Here is a 15,306-nt window from a genome sequence, read left to right as displayed (position 1 = left end):
TGCCGTGGACCCCGCCCCCGCCCCACCCCATGAGCGCCTCCCCCCGGCGGGCCGGGGCCCACGTCCGGGTCCGCCGTCGCGACGGAGCTGATCTCCTGCTGACGCGGGAGGACCGCGTGCAGTCCGCTTCGGAGGGTTCGGTGATGGCGGCACGGGCGCTGAGGAACGTCTTGGCGCACCTGCCGCGCGACGTCGCCGCGAAGGCGTTGCTCGACGAGTTCCCCTGGGTGGACGTCCTGCCCGACGAGGAGAAGGCGGAGTTCGTGGCGGACTTCGCGCGCGCTTTCCAGGCGTCCGCCGAACTCGGGGAGTGGTCGGTGTTGGCCCAGACGGTGAGGGAGTGGCGCAGCACCGCCGCGATCCACGCGGATCCCGTGCTCGCCGCGCGGCTCAGCGGTCCGGTGGACGGCGACTTCGGGGCCGTCCCCGCACCGGAGGAAAGCTGAGGGATGTCTGCCAAGCGCGGCGATCGAGTGGCCCCTCCCGGCCGCCCGGGGCACTGGGAAGCCCGGTTCGCCACCTCCGAGGCGGCGAAGGGCTGGGAGGAGCTCTGCCACTCGGCTCGGTCGAACACCTGGGAGGCGTGGATCGTGCTCACCGAGCGCCCGACGACGCCGGAGAACCCGGCTCGGCACCACAGGCTCAAGGGCCGGTACGCGAGCCGGGAGATCGGCGGGCGGACGCTCGACCAGTGGCAGTACGAGGTGACCGCCGGCGGGCGCATCTGGTTCTGCCCCGACCCCGACAAGCGCGTCGTCCGGGTGGTGTCGGCGGGTACGGGCCACCCGAAGGCCACCGAGTAGCCCGGCTACCAGCCGACCAGCACGTCCAGCACCTCGGCGACCGCGTCCTCGTCGTCCGCGCGGTTCTGCGCGCGCAGGTCGAGCATCAGGTCGGTCAGCTCGTCGACCAGGGTCTCGGCGGTGACGCCCTGGGCCTGCCACCCGTCGAGCAGTGTGCGAATCTTCTCGAAGTCCCGCGATCCCTCGATGATCGCGAGTACCTTGCCCTGGATCTCCACCCCCATGTCCACGAGTCGATCTTATTGGCCGGCGTCGCCGGTGAGGAGCACGATGGAGTTCTACCGCCTCGAACCCGAGGTCGCCGGCGTGTTGGAGGAGGGGACCGTCATCGACGCCGCGGCGCACCCGCCGCGCATCGAAGCGGTGCACTACGAGATCACCGACTGGTCGGGTGACGACCTGGTCGAGGCGTTCCCGGTGTACCTGGTCACCGACGACCTGGCCGACACGCTGGTCGACAGCGGCCTCGACGCCTTCCGCATCCGCCGCGCCACCGTGACGCTCTCCGACGAGGCGCAGGAGATGCTGGAGGGCAAGGAGCTGCCCACGTTCCACTGGCTCGAGGTCACCGGTCAGGCCGGCGTGGACGACCTGGGCGTCACCGAGCAGGGGCAGCTCGTCGTCAGCGAGCAGGCGCTCGAGCTGTTCCAGGGCGGCACGCTGGAGAGCTGCGACATCGACCGGTACTAGTCCGCGTGCGCCGGCATCTCCCACGGGATGCCCGGCAGCACGTGCCCGGTCTCCAGCAGCGACTTCAGGTTCGACAGCACGGCCGCCCAGCCGGATGCCGCCCGCGCGCGCTCCGCCTCGTCGGCCAGGCCGGCGTGCGTGACGGTCAGCCGCACGATCTCGCCGTAGGCCTCGATGCGGAACGTCACGGTGGACGACACCGACGGGTCGCCCGGGTCGACCCACGTCGTCACCAGGCGCCGCGGCGGGTCCGCCTCGACGACCCGGCCCACCACGTCGTCGACGTCCGACCCGTCCGTGCGCCGGTGCGACCAGGTGGACCCCACCTGCCAGTCCGACACGTTCCGGTGCCCCCAGTACTGCCCCGTCACGTCGGCGTCCGTCAGGGCCTCCCAGACCCGCTCCGGGGTGCTCTCGATGTACGTCACGTACACGAACTCCGGCTTCACCGGTTCCTCCGCTCGTCGTTTCACGTCGCTGAGCAGCCGCAGGCGGGGCCGCTCGAACTTGTCGATCCACCGCTCCTGCACCTCGTGCAGCGGCACCGGGTTGAGGTAGTGCAGCTTCTCCCGGCCGCGCCGCACGGTGCTGATGAGGTTCGCCGCCTCCAGGACGGCCAGGTGCTGCGTGACGGACTGGCGGGCCATGCCCAGGCGCGCGCACAGCTCGCCCAGCGTCTGCCCGTTCTCCTCGTGCAGCCGGTCCAGCAGGTAGCGGCGGGTCTCGTCGGCCAGGGCTTTGAACACCTTGTCCACGCCTCACGTTATGCAGGCAAATACCTGCATGTCAACCCGTGCGAAAGAACCCGCAGGTCAACGCGGGTTCTCACACGGGCTTGAAGCTCGGCTCCGCCGTGGTGGTCACGGAGACCGAGTTGAGCAGCCGCTCCAGCGCCGCCTCCACGTCTTCCTTCCAGGAGGACGCGCTGCGCAGCTCCAGCCGCAACCGCGGCCAGCGGGGGTGGGGGCGGACCGTCTTGAAGCCGACCTGAAGCAGGAAGTCGGCCGGCGTGACGCAACCCGGCCCGTCGACCTCCGGCCGGTTGTCGCCGAACGCCTCGATCGCCTTCACGCCACGACGGGTCAGGTCCTTGGCCACCGTCTGCACCAGCACCCGGCCGAGGCCGCCGCCGCGGAACTCCGGCAGCACCTCGAGACCGGTCATCAGCACCGCGTCGGGGCTGACGGGGGAGGTGGGGAAGGCCAACGACCTGGGCACGGCGGCGGGCGGCGCGTAGAACACCGATCCGGCGGGAATCCCGTCGGCGTAGATGATCCGACCGCAGGAACCCCACTCCAACAGCACGCTGGAGACCCAGGCCTCCTTCTCGAACTCGGTGTCCCCGAACTCCTCGGCCTGCTCCTTCAGGTGCGGCGCGAGCTCCCAGAACACGCAGGTCCGGCTGTGCTTGGAGAGGTGCTCCAGGTTGTCCAAGGTGACGCCCACGACACGACGCGACACCCCGACCTCCAAGCCCCCGACACCCGTCCCACCACGAGGATAGGCGGATGTGACCCCGGCCCGGAAGGCAGATGCCCCGAACGGGACGGCCGTTACACTCGGGCGGGAACCAACCCGCCGGTAGCAGCCCACCTACGGAGTTTCCCGTGAACCTACCCGGACAGCCCCCCAAGCAGGGTGCCAGAAGCCTCGACCCCCACCTGCGTCGCTACGCAGCGCGCACGGCGGGCATGACGGCATCGGAGATCCGGGCGCTCTTCGCGGTGGCGAGCAGGCCTGAGGTGGTGTCCCTGGCGGGAGGGATGCCCCACCTGGCAGCACTGCCGCTGGACACCCTCAGCGCGGAGGTGGCCGACGTCCTGGCCACGGACGGCCTCGTCGCGCTCCAGTACGGCAGCGCGCACGGCGTGCCCGAACTGCGCGAGCAGATCTGCGACGTGATGGCGCTGGAGGGCATCAACGCCCACCCGGACGACGTCGTGGTGACCGTCGGCTCGCAGATGGGCCTCGACATGGTCACCCGGATCTTCTGCGACCCCGGTGACGTCGTGCTGGCCGAAGGCCCGTCGTACGTCGGCGCGCTCGGCTCGTTCGCCGCCTACCAGGCCCAGGTCGTGCACGTCGGCATGGACGCGGACGGCCTGATGCCGGATGCCCTCAGGGCGGCCATCGCCGCCGTCGAGCGGTCCGGCAGGCGGATCAAGTTCCTCTACACGATCCCGAACTTCCACAACCCGGCCGGCGTGACGCTCGCCGTCCAGCGCCGCGCCGAGGTGCTGGAGATCTGCCGCACGCACGGCATCCTCGTGGTCGAGGACAACCCGTACGGCCTGCTCGGCTTCGACGGCACGACCTACCCGGCGCTGCGGTCGACCGACCCGGACAACGTGGTCTACCTCGGCTCGTTCTCCAAGACCTTCGCCGCCGGCCTCCGAGTCGGCTGGGTCCTCGCGCCCCACGCCGTGCGGGAGAAGCTCGTCCTGGCGGCCGAGTCCGCGACCCTGTGCCCGCCCACCCTCAACCAGCTGATCGTGTCGCGCTACCTGTCGACGCACGACTGGAAGGGTCAGATCAAGACCTACCGCGAGGCCTACCGGGACCGGCGCGACGCGGCGATCTCCGCCCTCGAACAGCACATGCCGGCTGGTTCCACGTGGAACAAGCCGAACGGCGGGTTCTACGTCTGGCTGACCGTGCCCGAGGGCGTCGACACCAAGGCGATGCTGCCGCGCGCGATCACGCAACGGGTGGCGTACGCCTCCGGCACCGGCTTCTACACCGACGGCCTCGGCAGCCGTCAGCTCCGCATCTCGTACTGCTACCCGACGCCCGAACGCATCCGTGAGGGCGTGCGGCGGCTGGCGAACGTCATCAAGGACGAGATGGAGCTGCACGAGACGTTCGGCCCCACTGTGGGCCGTGCCGTCTCGGGGCCGCACAGCCCGTCGCCCGACACCGCGTGATCAGGAGTAGAGAGTTGTCCAACCGCTGGGTCGCAGTCCTGTCCGGGGGCCTTTCGCACGAGCGGGAGGTGTCGTTGCGATCCGGTCGCAGGCTCTCCGCCGCGCTGCGCTCGGTCGGCCTGGTCGTGGAGGAGTGGGACGCCGACGGCAACCTGCTCACCCGCCTCAAGGAGCACCGACCGGACGCCGTCGTCGTCGCCCTCCACGGGGGCGAGGGCGAGAACGGGTCCGTGCAGACCATCCTGGAGCTGATGGACGTCCCGTTCGTCGGCACGGACTCCCGCGCCTGCCGCCGTGCCTGGGACAAGCCGACCGCCAAGGGCGAGCTGGCGCGTGCCGGCCTGGCCACCCCCGAGTGGGCGGTCCTGCCGCACGCCACGTTCCGCGAGCTCGGCGCCCAACCGGTCCTGGACGCCATGGTCGACCGACTCGGCCTCCCCCTGATGCTCAAGCCGGACCAGGGCGGCTCGGCCCTGGGTGCCCAGGTGGTCCGCGACGCGGCCCAACTCCCCACCGCGATGGTCGGCTGCCTGGCCTACGGGGACACCGTCCTGGCCGAGCGGTTCGTGGAGGGCGTCGAAGTCGCCGTGGCGGTCGTGGACGGTCCGGACGGCCCTTACGCCCTGCCGCCGGTGGAGATCGTCCCGGAGAACGGCGTCTACGACTACACGGCCCGCTACACGGCTGGCCTGACCGACTTCCACGCCCCGGCCCGCCTCGACGAGAAGGCGGCACAGGCGGTGGGGGAGTTGGCCGTCTCCGCCCACCGCCTCCTGGGTCTGCGGGACGTGTCGCGGACGGACGCCATCGTCGCCCCGGACGGCACCGTCCACTTCCTCGAGGTGAACGTCTCGCCCGGCCTCACCGAAACCTCGCTCCTGCCGATGGCCGTCGAGGCCGCCGGCCAGTCCCTCGGTGACATCTACGCCGGTCTGATCGAACGAGCGGTCACCCGTTAGACCCTTTCACCACGATGACGGCCCGTGTCCAACTGGACACGGGCCGTCATCGTCACCGTGACATAAGGCCCCGGTGTGATCCCTTGCGCCCCTAACGAATCCCTTTTGTCCGATTTTCCACACCCACCCACCACTTAACACTCACGAGCCGCAAAGGCCCGATTTGACATGGGTTCGGGTGCCTTAGGCTGGTCGAAGCCGGCAGGCTTGGCGGACGCTCTTCCCGCCGGGCCTGCCGGCTTTGGCCTGCCTGGGGTGCCCGTAAGGGCCCCATGTCAAATCGAGCCGGCCTCGCGGGTCGAACATCGAGCCGAACTCCCGGGAATGGGGAACCCTTGCTCCCGGGACCTCGAACACCTACTCGCCGGACCGCCCCCGCTGCGCGGCCTCGGGCGACATCAACTGGATGATCCGCTCCAGGTCGTCCACCGACCCGAACTCCACCACGATCCGCCCCTTCCGCTGCCCCAGCTCGACCTTCACCCGAGTGTCGAAGTTGTCGGACAACCGCTCCGCCAACTCCTGCAACCCAGGGGCCTGGATCGGCTTGCGCCGGGCCTGCTTGGCCTTGGCCGGCTCCGCACCCTTGGCGAGCGTCACCGCCTCCTCGGTCGCGCGGACCGACATCCCCTCCGCGACGATCCGGGCGGCCAGCTCCTCCTGCACGCCGGGGTCCTCGATCCCGAGCAGCGCACGCGCGTGCCCGGCCGACAGCACCCCGGCCGCCACCCGCCGCTGCACGGGGAGGGGGAGCTTCAGCAGTCGGATCGTGTTGGTCACGACCGGCCGGCTGCGGCCGATCCGGTCGGCCAACTCCTCGTGCGTCACGCCGAACTCCTCCAGCAGCTGCTGGTAGGCCGACGCCTCTTCCAACGGGTTCAGCTGGACGCGGTGGATGTTCTCCAGCAGCGCGTCGCGCAGCATCACGTCGTCGGCGGTGTGCCGGACGATCGCCGGGATCGTCTTCAGACCCGCCAGCTGGGTGGCCCGCCACCGCCGCTCGCCCATGACGAGCTCGTAGTGGTCCGGCCCCATCGCCCGCACGACGATCGGCTGCATGAGCCCGAACTCGCGGATCGAGTGCTCCAGCTCGCGCAGCGCCTCGTCGTCGAAGACCTGCCGCGGCTGCTTCGGGTTGGTGCGGATCGAGGTGACGGGCAGCTCCTGGTACACCGCCCCGGCGACCTCGCCGGCGACACCACCACCCGAAGCGGACCCGCCGGAACCACCCGCCTCCGAGGACGACGCAGGGGTGGACGACCCGTTGGCCAGCGACCGGACCGACGGCGCCGCCGGTGTGCCCGGAGGCGGTCCGCTGGGGATCAGGGCCGCGAGCCCGCGGCCGAGGCCACCCTTGCGCTGTTCCGTCATGCCGACCCCATCTCCGCGCCGAACTCGGCGATCTCCCGTGCCGCGTCGAGGTAGCTCATCGCGCCCCGTGAGCCGGGATCGTAGGTGAGCACCGTCTGACCGAATCCTGGTGCCTCGGAGACCTTCACGCTGCGCGGGATCACCGTTTTGAGGACCGTGTCGCCGAAGTGGCCGCGCACCTCGCTCGTCACCTGGTCGGCCAGCTTCGTGCGGCCGTCGTACATGGTGAGCAGGATGGTGGAGACGTTCAGCGTCGGGTTCAGGTGCGCCTGCACCAGCTCGATGTTGCGCAGCAGCTGCCCCAGACCCTCCAGCGCGTAGTACTCGCACTGGATCGGGATCAGCACCTCCTGCGCGGCGACCATCGCGTTGACGGTCAGCAGGCCGAGCGACGGCGGGCAGTCGATGAACACGTAGTCCGGCTTGATCGGGTCGAGCGCCTCGGGGCTCAGCGCCTCCTTCAACCGCGACTCGCGGGCCACCATCGAGACCAGCTCGATCTCGGCGCCGGCGAGGTCGATCGTGGCGGGCACGCAGTACAGGTTGGGGGACTGGTTGCTGACCTGAGCCGCCTCAGCGACGGACAGCTCACCGATCAGCACCTCGTACACCGACGGCGTGCCGGAGCGGTGCTCGACGGCCAGCGCGGTGCTCGCGTTGCCCTGCGGGTCGAGGTCGATGACGAGGACCTTGAGCCCGTGGATGGCGAGTGCCGCGGCCAGGTTCACCGTGCTCGTCGTCTTGCCGACGCCACCCTTCTGGTTGGCGACCACCATGACCCGGCGACGGTCCGGACGGGGGAGTTGGAGGGAGTCGGGGTGCAGAACGCGGGTGGCGCGTGCCGCTTCTTCCGCGATGGGGGTCCACACGGTGCTGTCTCCTGCCGGTTCCACGTTGGTTGCCAAGTTCGTGTCATGCGCGGGACGGAGCACTTCGCCCGCCCCCACCGCACCTTCAGTCTCGGTTTCACGTGAAACGCCGGCCGCTTGGAACACCGGTTGCAGGGGGTCGGGGTACACGTTCACCGATCCTTTCTTCTGCGACGCGCGCCTTCACGGCGGCTCGCCCGCTCATCGCGCTCCACGAGCACGACCGTCGTCGGCAGTTCGAGTACATCGCCACCGCAGGTGGTGACGCGGGGTCGGATGCCTCCGGCCCGGCGCACCGCCTCGGCGTCGCGTTCCAACTCTTCCGCGGCGCTCTCGCCCTTCAACGCCACCAGACGTCCACCCGGCCTCAGCAGCGGCAGGCACCACCGCGTCAGCCGTTCCAACGGAGCCACCGCGCGGGCCGTCACGACATCGCTGTCGAACAGCTGATCGCGCACCGGCCCCTCTTCCGCGCGCCCCCGCAGCACGGTCACGTTGAGACCGAGCGTCTCGACGCACTCGGTCAGCCACGCGACCCGGCGTGCCATCGGCTCCAGGAGCGTGAGGTCGAGATCGGGTCGGACGATCGCCAGGGGGATGCCCGGCAGACCCGCGCCCGAGCCTACGTCCACGACCCGCGCACCTTCGGGAAGCAACTCCGACACGACGGCGGAATTGAGGATGTGGCGCTCCCAGAGCCGTTCGACCTCGCGTGGGCCGATGAGCCCGCGCTCGACGCCGTGCTCGGTGAGCAGTGCCGTGAAGGCGACCGCCGTGTCGTAATGGTCACCGAAGACCTTCTTCGCGCGGTCTTCCACCTCTGCGGCCATGTCTCCGTCCGGGACGTTTCACGTGAAACCACACCGGACGCCGGCAGCGGCCGGGTGTGGGCGATGGGGTTGGGCGTCTCGCCGAGGAGGCGTCGAGGCCCATGAGATGTGCCGGCCCCCACTATGACGGATCACCCCGGCGACACGCCAAATCGAAGTGACGAGATCTACGTGTTTCACGTGAAACTGGCGAGCCGACCGTCCTTCGGCAGCGCGCGCAGCAACCCGAGCGCGTAGTCGACCGACTCGACGTGGTCGAGTTCCGGCACCTCGTCGATCGGGAACCACGCCGCCTGGTCCGTGCTGCCGCCGACCTCGAACGTCAGCTCGCCTCCCACCACGTGCGCCTCGTACATGATCCGGAGGCGGTGGTAGTCGATCTCCACCCCGTCGCGCACCATCGGGCCGTAGACGTTCTGGATGCCGAGCAGCCGGTCCACCTCCGCCCGGTAGCCGGTCTCCTCGAACACCTCGCGCACCACCGCGTCGTACGGATCTTCGCCGTGGTCGAGCCCGCCGCCGGGCAGGATCCACCTCGGTCGGTCCGGACCCAGCCACCGGGAGAGGAGGATCCGGCCGTCCTCGATGATCACGGCGTAGGCGGCCACGCGGAGGTTGCGGACGATCTCAGTCATACCGCGACCGTTTCACGTGGAACATGACAGGGGGAAGGGAATCGATGTACTCGATCAGATCGGGCGTGCTGAGCACCATGGGACACCCGCGCAACCTCCAGCACATCGACGAACTGGCGACCGCGGGCGTCGACGTGATCGTGTGCGCGCTGACCGAGACCGAACTGGCCGAGCTCGACCTGACCGCCGAGGGCGAGGCGGCACGGGACGCCGGCCTGGCGTTCCACTGGCTCCCGATCCCGGACTTCGGCGTGCCCGCCTCCGCGGCCGAGCTGGACGTCGCGCTCGACCCCGTCCTGCGCGACATGCGCGCCGGGCGGCACGTCCTGGTCCACTGCTGGGGCGGGAACGGGCGGTCGTCCTTGGTCGCGGGCGCGCTGCTGGTGATGGACGGCGCGTCACCCGAAGCGGCGTGGCAGGCGATAGCCGAAGCGCGTGACCGCGACGTCCCGGAAACGGACGAGCAGCGCGCGTGGCTGACCACGTTCGCCCAGGCGCGGTTCTGGGACGGCCAGGCGGCGACGTTCGACGAGGACGCCGACCACGGTCTGCGCGACCCCGGCGTCCGACAGGCGTGGGCCGACCTGCTCCTCCCGCTGCTGCCACCCGCGCCCGCCTCCGTGGTCGACCTCGGGTGCGGCACCGGCAGCCTCACCGCCTTGCTGACCGGGGCCGGGTACGACGTGCGGGGGCTCGACCTGTCCGGGCGCATGGTCACCGCCGCACGCGCCAAAGTCCCGGGGGTCGAGTTCCGCCAGGGCGACGCCGCCCGTCCTCCCTACCCGCCCGCGTCGTTCGACGTGGTGCTGGCGCGGCACGTGCTGTGGGTGCTGCCGGACCCGGCCGCCGCCCTCGACCGGTGGCGGGCCCTCCTCAAGCCCGGCGGCCTGCTGGTGCTGATCGAGGGGCGCTGGTCGACCGGCGCGGGGCTGACCGCCGCGGAGTGCGTCGCGTTGCTGGGGGAGGGGGACGTCCGGCCGCTGGACGACCCGGCGCTGTGGGGCCGGGACATCACCGACGAGCGGTACCTCGTCGCTTCCCGGCCGTAGACACCGCGCCGCGAGCACCCCACCCCCGACCCACCCACTTCGAACGAACGGCCCCGGCCCCCACCAAGGGGGACCGGGGCCGTTCCACGGGAACCCGTGGGGAAACCCGCTCAGGGCTTCGGCAGCACCACCACGCGGCGCTGGGGCTCCTCGCCCTCGCTCTCGCTGTGCACGCCCGCCACGGCGGCGACGGCGTCGTGCACGACCTTCCGCTCGAACGGCGTCATCGGGTGCAACCGCACCTTCTCGCCACTCGCCAGCACCTTCTCCGCCGTCGTCCGGCCGAGGTCCGCGAGTTCGGCACGCCGTCCGGCACGCCACCCGGCGATGTCCAGCATGAGGCGGCTGCGCACGCCCGTCTCCTGCTGCACGGCGAGCCGGGTGAGCTCCTGCAACGACTCCAGGACCGTGCCGCGGGGACCGACCAGCTTCTCCAGGTCGTCACCGCCGTCGATGCTCACGATCGCCCGACCCGCCTCGACGTCGAGGTCGATGTCGCCGTCGTAGTCGAGGAGGTCCAACAGCCGCTCGAGGTAGTCCCCGGCGATGTCACCCTCCTGGACGAGCAGGTCCTCCGAACTCCCCGACCGCGCCGGCGGGACCTCGTCGGCCTCCGGTGCGTCCACGTCGGCCGCCTGCAACGTCTCCGACACGATGTCTCCTCTCCAGGGTCAACGACGCTTCTTGTTGCCCTGCTTCTTGCTTGGGGATCGGTCTGGGCTCAGACCGGGGATCTCGGTGGACGGCTTGGCGGTTCCTGCGGACTCGCCCGCGTCCGGTGCCGGCTCGGTGCCGGTGGGTGCTTCGGCCGCGGCCTTGCCGTTGGTCTGCGCGCCGTCGGTCTTCACACCCGGCTGGGTGCTCGCGGCCTTGCGCTGCTGCGGCTGCTGCGGCTTCTGACCGGGCTTCGGCTTGGTCGTGGGCTTCACGCCCGGCTTCGGCGCGAGCGCCGAGCGCTGCGCGGTCGCCTCGACCTTCTTCGCTTCTTCCTCGCGGTCGATGCGGTGGTACACGACGTACTGCTGACCCAGCGTCCACGCGTTGTTGCTCAGCCAGTAGAGCAGGATCGCGATGGGGAAGAAGAGGCCACCGACGAGCACACCCAGCGGGAAGATGTACAGCGTCAGCTTGTTCATGATCGCGGTCTGCGGGTTGTCCGTCGCGGCCTGCGTCTGCCGGGCGACCGAGTGGCGCGCGGTGAAGTGGGTCGCGATCGACGCGATGATCATCAGCGGGATCGCGACGAACAGCACGGAGCTGCGCTCGGTGCCGAAGTCGATCAGCGACGGGACGTTCGGGTCCGGGCTGTCCCACGGCATCGTGATGAAGGTCGACAGGTTCGCGCCGAACAGCTTCGCGTTGACGAACGACTCGACGCCCTGGGCGTCGAAGAAGTAGACCTCGCCCCAACCGGGCTTGAACGAGCGCAGCACGTGGAACAGACCGATGAACACCGGGATCTGCACCAGCATCGGCAGGCAGCCGCCCAGCGGGTTGACGCCGTGCTCCGACTGGAGCTTCTGCATCTCGGCCGCTTGGCGCTGCTTGTCGTTCGCGTACTTCTTCTTGATCTTCTGCAGCTCGGGCGCGAACTCCTGCATCTTGCGCATCGAGCGGACCTGGCCGACGAACGGCTTGAACAGGATCGCGCGCAGGGTGAAGACGAGGAACACCACCGACAGGGCCCACGCGAACCCGCTCGACTCGCCGAAGATGTGGCCGAACACCCAGTGCCAACACCACAGGATGAAGGACACCGGGTAGTAGATGAAGTTGAGCACTAGCTACTCCTCGGCAGGAAGGTCGGGGACCGCGTTTCGCTTCGGCGGAACCGGGTCCAGGCCACCAGGGTGCCAGGGTCCGCAGCGGCCCAGCCGGCGCAGGGTCAGCCAGGAACCGCGCAGCGCACCGTGGACGGTCAACGCCTCCACCGCGTACGCACTGCAACTCGGGTGGAAACGGCAGGTCGGGGGCAGCGCCGGTGAGATGAACTTCCGGTAGAAGCGCACCGGCAGCAGGAGGGCCCGGACGACGGGGCTCACCTGGGCGGTCGTGGTCATCGCAGCACCTTGTGCAGCGCCGCGTCGAGGTCACGGCCGAGCTCGGCGCTGTCCGCATCGGCTGACGGTGCCAACGCGCGCACGACCAGCGAAGTTCCGGGCGGCAACGCGTCGAGGCGGTCCCGCACCAGGTGCCGCAGCCTGCGGCTCACCCGGTGGCGCACCACGGAGTTGCCCACGGCCTTGCTCACGACGAAGCCCACCTTGGACGGGTCCAAGGTGGGCTGCGCCGAGGATTGAGGCTCCGCCGTGTCGACGACGGGTGTCGACGACGTCAGGACGTGCACCACCAGCCGGGACCGGCCGGCCCGGCGGCCTCGGCGGACCACCAGGCCGAAGTCCTGGCTGCGGGTCAGCCGGTTGGCCGCGGGTAGCACGGCGCTGCGGCGATCAGGCGGACAGCTGCTTGCGGCCCTTGCCACGGCGCGCGGCCAGGATGGCGCGACCGGCACGGGTGCGCATGCGCAGCCGGAACCCGTGCGTCTTCGCACGGCGACGGTTGTTGGGCTGGAAGGTGCGCTTACCCTTGCTCACGGTCGGACTCCCGGTGCTTAACTGCCAAGCAGGTCTGTGGTTGTCCCCAGCGAACAAGCCTTAGGCGCGCGAAAAGCACCCCACGCAAGCGGGAGACGGTTACGAGGGTACGCAGCCCGGGGGTCGCGGTTCAAATCGGGGTCGCCCCCGGGTGCGCGGCACGGGCCCCGGAGTGGCGCACCACACTGCCGGCTTGAAGCCGCCACCACCCTCACGACGGCCACCACCACCGCACGACGGCACGTCCTCCGCCCCTGAGCCGCACACCTCCGCACGTAAAGGGCTTGCGCGCCGGTACGCCTTGTGGCAGGGGCCGCACCTTGTTAGCGTGCTGCCTTCGCGGGTGGGTGCGGGTGGTCGCGGGCCGGTCCCCGGGACGGGGAAGGAAGCCGCCGCCACGCCGGCCGCAGGCGCTCGGGAGCAACGGGGGGATCCGCTGCCCCCGGCCCTCGTTCGTGCACAGTTGTGGATAACTCTGTGGATGCCTCTATTCTCCGTGTCCACGTCGTGGAAGTTCCCCCGGGGACTGACCGCGGGGGTGTCACCGAGGGGAGGGGAGCGCGGAGGTGTCCGACCACCAGGCCGATCTGGGTCGCGTGTGGGAACAGGTCGTGCAGGAGTTGGCTGCCAGCACGTTGTCCCCCCAGCAGCGCGCTTGGATGCGCGTGACCCGACCCATCGGGCTGCTCGACGGGACCGCGCTGCTCGCCGCGCCGAGTGACTTCGCCAAGGAAGCCATCGAGCGCGCGCTGCGCGAGCCCATCACCGCCGCCCTGTCCCGTCGCCTCGGCCGGGCCGTCTCGCTCGCCGTGAAGGTCGATTCACCCGATCCGGTGACCGCGCCGATCCCGGTGCCCGTACCCGGACCCCTGCCCATGCCCACCTCCCTCCCCGGCTCGATCCCCGGCGTCATGCCCGTCAACGGCGGGCTGGTCGTCGAGTCGGAGACCGAGGGCGACACCGAGGACGAGGTCGACGAAGAGGGCGACGCGCTCGCCGCCGTCACCGAGATCTGGCCGACGTTCAGCGGTGGTCACGCCGCCCCGAGCGGTGTCCCGTACACCCGGCCGGCCAACCCCGTGGCGTCGCAGACCAGGCTGAACGAGAAGTACAACTTCGACACGTTCGTCATCGGCGCGTCCAACCGCTTCGCGCACGCTGCCGCCGTCGCGGTCGCCGAAGCGCCGGCCCGCGCGTACAACCCGCTGTTCATCTGGGGTGAGTCCGGCCTCGGCAAGACGCACCTGCTGCACGCCGTCGGGCACTACGCGCAGCGGCTGTTCCCCGGTATGCGCGTGCGGTACGTGTCGACCGAGGAGTTCACCAACGACTTCATCAACTCCCTGCGCGACGACCGCAAGGTCGCCTTCCAACGCCGGTACCGGGACATCGACGTGCTGCTCGTCGACGACATCCAGTTCCTGGAGGGCAAGGAAGGCACGCAGGAGGAGTTCTTCCACACGTTCAACACCCTCCACAACTCGAACAAGCAGATCGTCGTGTCGTCCGACCGGCCGCCCAAGCGCCTGGAGACGCTGGAGGACCGGCTGCGGACGCGGTTCGAGTGGGGTCTGATCACCGACATCCAGCCGCCCGAGCTGGAGACCCGCATCGCCATCCTGCGCAAGAAGGCCGCGCAGGACCGGCTGGCGGCGCCCGCCGAGGTGCTGGAGTTCATCGCGGCGCGGATCGAGCGCAACATCCGCGAGCTCGAAGGCGCGCTGATCCGGGTGACGGCGTTCGCGTCGCTCAACCGGCAGCCGGTCGACGTGCAGCTGGCGGAGATAGTGCTCCGGGACCTGATCCCGGACTCGCACGCGCCGGAGATCACCGCGCCGACGATCATGGCCGTGACGGCGGAGTTCTTCAGCGTGTCCATAGACGACCTGTGCGGACCGGGCAAGACCAAGGTGCTGGCGCAGGCGAGGCAGATCTCGATGTACCTGTGCCGCGAGCTGACGGACCTCTCGCTGCCGAAGATCGGCCAGACCTTCGGCGGCCGCGACCACACGACGGTCATGCACGCGGACAAGAAGATCCGCAAGGAGATGGCCGAGCGCCGCCGCGTCTACGAGCAGGTGCAGGAGCTGACGTCGCGCATCAAGCAGCGCGCACGCCACACCCCCTGACCCGCAAACGCTTGCGCCCCCTCGTGCGCTGATCGGTGCGCAAGCTGTCGTACGGGCTCCTGCCGGCCTGACCACCGCACCCGCTTGAACCCCGCCGGAACCGCCCGCCCGCGGCCCGGCCCAGCGGCCAACCGCGCCCTCCCAGCGCCCCTCGCGCCGCCGCCCCCCGCGCCCACCCAGCGCCCTGGCGCGGCCCCCCCACCGCACCACCGCCGCGCCGAACCACCGCACCCACCGCCCGTCGGCACTCGCCCACGAGCCACCGCACCGGCCCCACCGCACGGACCCCACCGCGCCCGAGCCCACCGCGCGCCGGACCATCACCCTCCGGGCCCACCGCGCCCCGATCCATCGCGCCCCCGACCCCACCGCGCCCGGATCCGACCCGGCCGGACCCACGTCGTCCCCGGGCGCGCACACGAGCCGGCGTCCCCCGCACCCGGGTGCGCGGCT

19 protein-coding genes are annotated in these 15,306 nt (G+C 70.5%); 7 read left to right on the top strand and 12 right to left on the bottom strand.

The features are described 5' to 3' along the window. The coding region (locus tag AB0G02_RS12945; RefSeq protein WP_360793203.1) for a DUF6247 family protein at window positions 1-446 on the top strand (446 nt) is incomplete at its 5' end. Between the two features lie 3 nt (window positions 447-449). Then, window positions 450-803: a hypothetical protein gene (locus AB0G02_RS12940; protein ID WP_360793201.1), complete on the top strand. Its 354-nt coding sequence runs from the start codon at window positions 450-452 to the stop codon at window positions 801-803. A gap of 5 nt (window positions 804-808) precedes the next feature. Here the strand turns inward: AB0G02_RS12940 and AB0G02_RS12935 are convergent, their stop codons facing one another. Next, a complete protein-coding gene (locus AB0G02_RS12935) occupies window positions 809-1,033 on the bottom strand; it encodes a hypothetical protein (protein ID WP_360793199.1) in 225 nt (74 codons plus the stop codon). A 40-nt stretch (window positions 1,034-1,073) separates the two neighbouring features. Here AB0G02_RS12935 and AB0G02_RS12930 point away from each other — a divergent pair, with 40 nt between their 5' ends. Continuing rightward, on the top strand, window positions 1,074-1,493 hold the full coding sequence (locus tag AB0G02_RS12930) for a hypothetical protein (protein ID WP_360793197.1): 420 nt from the start codon (window positions 1,074-1,076) through the stop codon (window positions 1,491-1,493). Here the strand turns inward: AB0G02_RS12930 and AB0G02_RS12925 are convergent. After that, a complete protein-coding gene (locus tag AB0G02_RS12925) occupies window positions 1,490-2,248 on the bottom strand; it encodes a metalloregulator ArsR/SmtB family transcription factor (protein WP_360793195.1) in 759 nt (252 codons plus the stop codon). The two genes, AB0G02_RS12930 and AB0G02_RS12925, sit on opposite strands and share 4 nt — an antisense overlap. Window positions 2,249-2,318: 70 nt before the next feature. After that, window positions 2,319-2,954 (bottom strand): GNAT family N-acetyltransferase, encoded by a 636-nt coding sequence (locus AB0G02_RS12920; RefSeq protein ID WP_360793193.1) that lies wholly within the window; start codon window positions 2,952-2,954, stop codon window positions 2,319-2,321. A 146-nt stretch (window positions 2,955-3,100) separates the two neighbouring features. Here AB0G02_RS12920 and AB0G02_RS12915 point away from each other — a divergent pair, with 146 nt between their 5' ends. Together AB0G02_RS12915 and AB0G02_RS12910 are read left to right on the top strand one after the other, a co-directional pair. Continuing rightward, window positions 3,101-4,417: a PLP-dependent aminotransferase family protein gene (locus AB0G02_RS12915; protein WP_360793191.1), complete on the top strand. Its 1,317-nt coding sequence runs from the start codon at window positions 3,101-3,103 to the stop codon at window positions 4,415-4,417. Between the two features lie 14 nt (window positions 4,418-4,431). Next, window positions 4,432-5,376 carry a D-alanine--D-alanine ligase gene (locus AB0G02_RS12910; RefSeq protein WP_360793189.1) on the top strand — a complete coding sequence of 315 codons (945 nt, stop codon included), beginning with the start codon at window positions 4,432-4,434 and terminating at the stop codon, window positions 5,374-5,376. A gap of 357 nt (window positions 5,377-5,733) precedes the next feature. Here AB0G02_RS12910 and AB0G02_RS12905 read toward each other — a convergent pair whose 3' ends face one another. The 4 genes from AB0G02_RS12905 to AB0G02_RS12890 form a co-directional block, all read right to left on the bottom strand. Then, on the bottom strand, window positions 5,734-6,747 hold the full coding sequence (locus tag AB0G02_RS12905; protein ID WP_360793187.1) for a ParB/RepB/Spo0J family partition protein: 1,014 nt from the start codon (window positions 6,745-6,747) through the stop codon (window positions 5,734-5,736). After that, window positions 6,744-7,616 (bottom strand): ParA family protein, encoded by an 873-nt coding sequence (locus AB0G02_RS12900; RefSeq protein ID WP_360793185.1) that lies wholly within the window; start codon window positions 7,614-7,616, stop codon window positions 6,744-6,746. The genes AB0G02_RS12905 and AB0G02_RS12900 overlap by 4 nt, the downstream gene beginning before the upstream one ends. A 152-nt stretch (window positions 7,617-7,768) precedes the next feature. Beyond that, window positions 7,769-8,446 (bottom strand): 16S rRNA (guanine(527)-N(7))-methyltransferase RsmG, encoded by a 678-nt coding sequence (gene rsmG / locus AB0G02_RS12895; protein ID WP_360793183.1) that lies wholly within the window; start codon window positions 8,444-8,446, stop codon window positions 7,769-7,771. Window positions 8,447-8,622: 176 nt separating this feature from the next. Further along, on the bottom strand, window positions 8,623-9,081 hold the full coding sequence (locus AB0G02_RS12890) for an NUDIX hydrolase (RefSeq protein ID WP_360793181.1): 459 nt from the start codon (window positions 9,079-9,081) through the stop codon (window positions 8,623-8,625). Window positions 9,082-9,125: 44 nt separating this feature from the next. On the opposite strand from AB0G02_RS12890, the gene AB0G02_RS12885 reads away from it, so the two are divergent. Next, complete coding sequence (locus tag AB0G02_RS12885) at window positions 9,126-10,130, top strand: methyltransferase domain-containing protein (RefSeq protein ID WP_360793179.1); 1,005 nt, start codon at window positions 9,126-9,128, stop codon at window positions 10,128-10,130. Window positions 10,131-10,240: 110 nt separating this feature from the next. On the opposite strand, the gene AB0G02_RS12880 is transcribed toward AB0G02_RS12885, so the two are convergent. The 5 genes from AB0G02_RS12880 to rpmH are packed head-to-tail and all read right to left on the bottom strand — an operon-like array spanning window position 10,241 to window position 12,724. Next, the gene (locus tag AB0G02_RS12880; protein WP_360793177.1) at window positions 10,241-10,783 is read right to left on the bottom strand and encodes a R3H domain-containing nucleic acid-binding protein; all 543 of its coding nucleotides are present in this window, start codon (window positions 10,781-10,783) and stop codon (window positions 10,241-10,243) included. An 18-nt stretch (window positions 10,784-10,801) separates the two neighbouring features. Then, window positions 10,802-11,911: a membrane protein insertase YidC gene (gene yidC, locus AB0G02_RS12875; protein ID WP_360793175.1), complete on the bottom strand. Its 1,110-nt coding sequence runs from the start codon at window positions 11,909-11,911 to the stop codon at window positions 10,802-10,804. A 3-nt stretch (window positions 11,912-11,914) separates the two neighbouring features. Then, window positions 11,915-12,190: a membrane protein insertion efficiency factor YidD gene (gene yidD / locus AB0G02_RS12870; protein ID WP_360793173.1), complete on the bottom strand. Its 276-nt coding sequence runs from the start codon at window positions 12,188-12,190 to the stop codon at window positions 11,915-11,917. Further along, window positions 12,187-12,567, bottom strand: coding sequence for a ribonuclease P protein component (gene rnpA, locus AB0G02_RS12865; protein WP_360793171.1), 381 nt, complete (start codon window positions 12,565-12,567; stop codon window positions 12,187-12,189). Before rnpA ends, yidD begins: the two co-directional genes overlap by 4 nt. Window positions 12,568-12,580: 13 nt before the next feature. Next, on the bottom strand, window positions 12,581-12,724 hold the full coding sequence (gene rpmH / locus AB0G02_RS12860; protein WP_073897783.1) for a 50S ribosomal protein L34: 144 nt from the start codon (window positions 12,722-12,724) through the stop codon (window positions 12,581-12,583). Between the two features lie 566 nt (window positions 12,725-13,290). Between rpmH and dnaA the strand changes: the two genes are divergently transcribed. Then, window positions 13,291-14,853 (top strand): chromosomal replication initiator protein DnaA, encoded by a 1,563-nt coding sequence (gene dnaA, locus AB0G02_RS12855; protein ID WP_360793169.1) that lies wholly within the window; start codon window positions 13,291-13,293, stop codon window positions 14,851-14,853. The last annotated feature ends 453 nt before the right edge of the window (window positions 14,854-15,306 follow it).

It is taken from the genome of Actinosynnema sp. NPDC023658 (assembly GCF_040639995.1).
Lineage (GTDB): Bacteria > Actinomycetota > Actinomycetes > Mycobacteriales > Pseudonocardiaceae > Actinosynnema.
This window is presented reverse-complemented; position numbering and strand designations above follow the sequence as displayed.

Coding starts and splice junctions, on each gene's coding strand:
- yidD (WP_360793173.1), bottom strand. CDS start 12,190: ATGACCACGACCGCCCAGGTGAGCCCCGTCGTCCGGGCCCTCCTGCTG.
- AB0G02_RS12930 (WP_360793197.1), top strand. CDS start 1,074: ATGGAGTTCTACCGCCTCGAACCCGAGGTCGCCGGCGTGTTGGAGGAG.
- rsmG (WP_360793183.1), bottom strand. CDS start 8,446: ATGGCCGCAGAGGTGGAAGACCGCGCGAAGAAGGTCTTCGGTGACCAT.
- AB0G02_RS12905 (WP_360793187.1), bottom strand. CDS start 6,747: ATGACGGAACAGCGCAAGGGTGGCCTCGGCCGCGGGCTCGCGGCCCTG.
- AB0G02_RS12885 (WP_360793179.1), top strand. CDS start 9,126: ATGTACTCGATCAGATCGGGCGTGCTGAGCACCATGGGACACCCGCGC.
- AB0G02_RS12940 (WP_360793201.1), top strand. CDS start 450: ATGTCTGCCAAGCGCGGCGATCGAGTGGCCCCTCCCGGCCGCCCGGGG.
- AB0G02_RS12890 (WP_360793181.1), bottom strand. CDS start 9,081: ATGACTGAGATCGTCCGCAACCTCCGCGTGGCCGCCTACGCCGTGATC.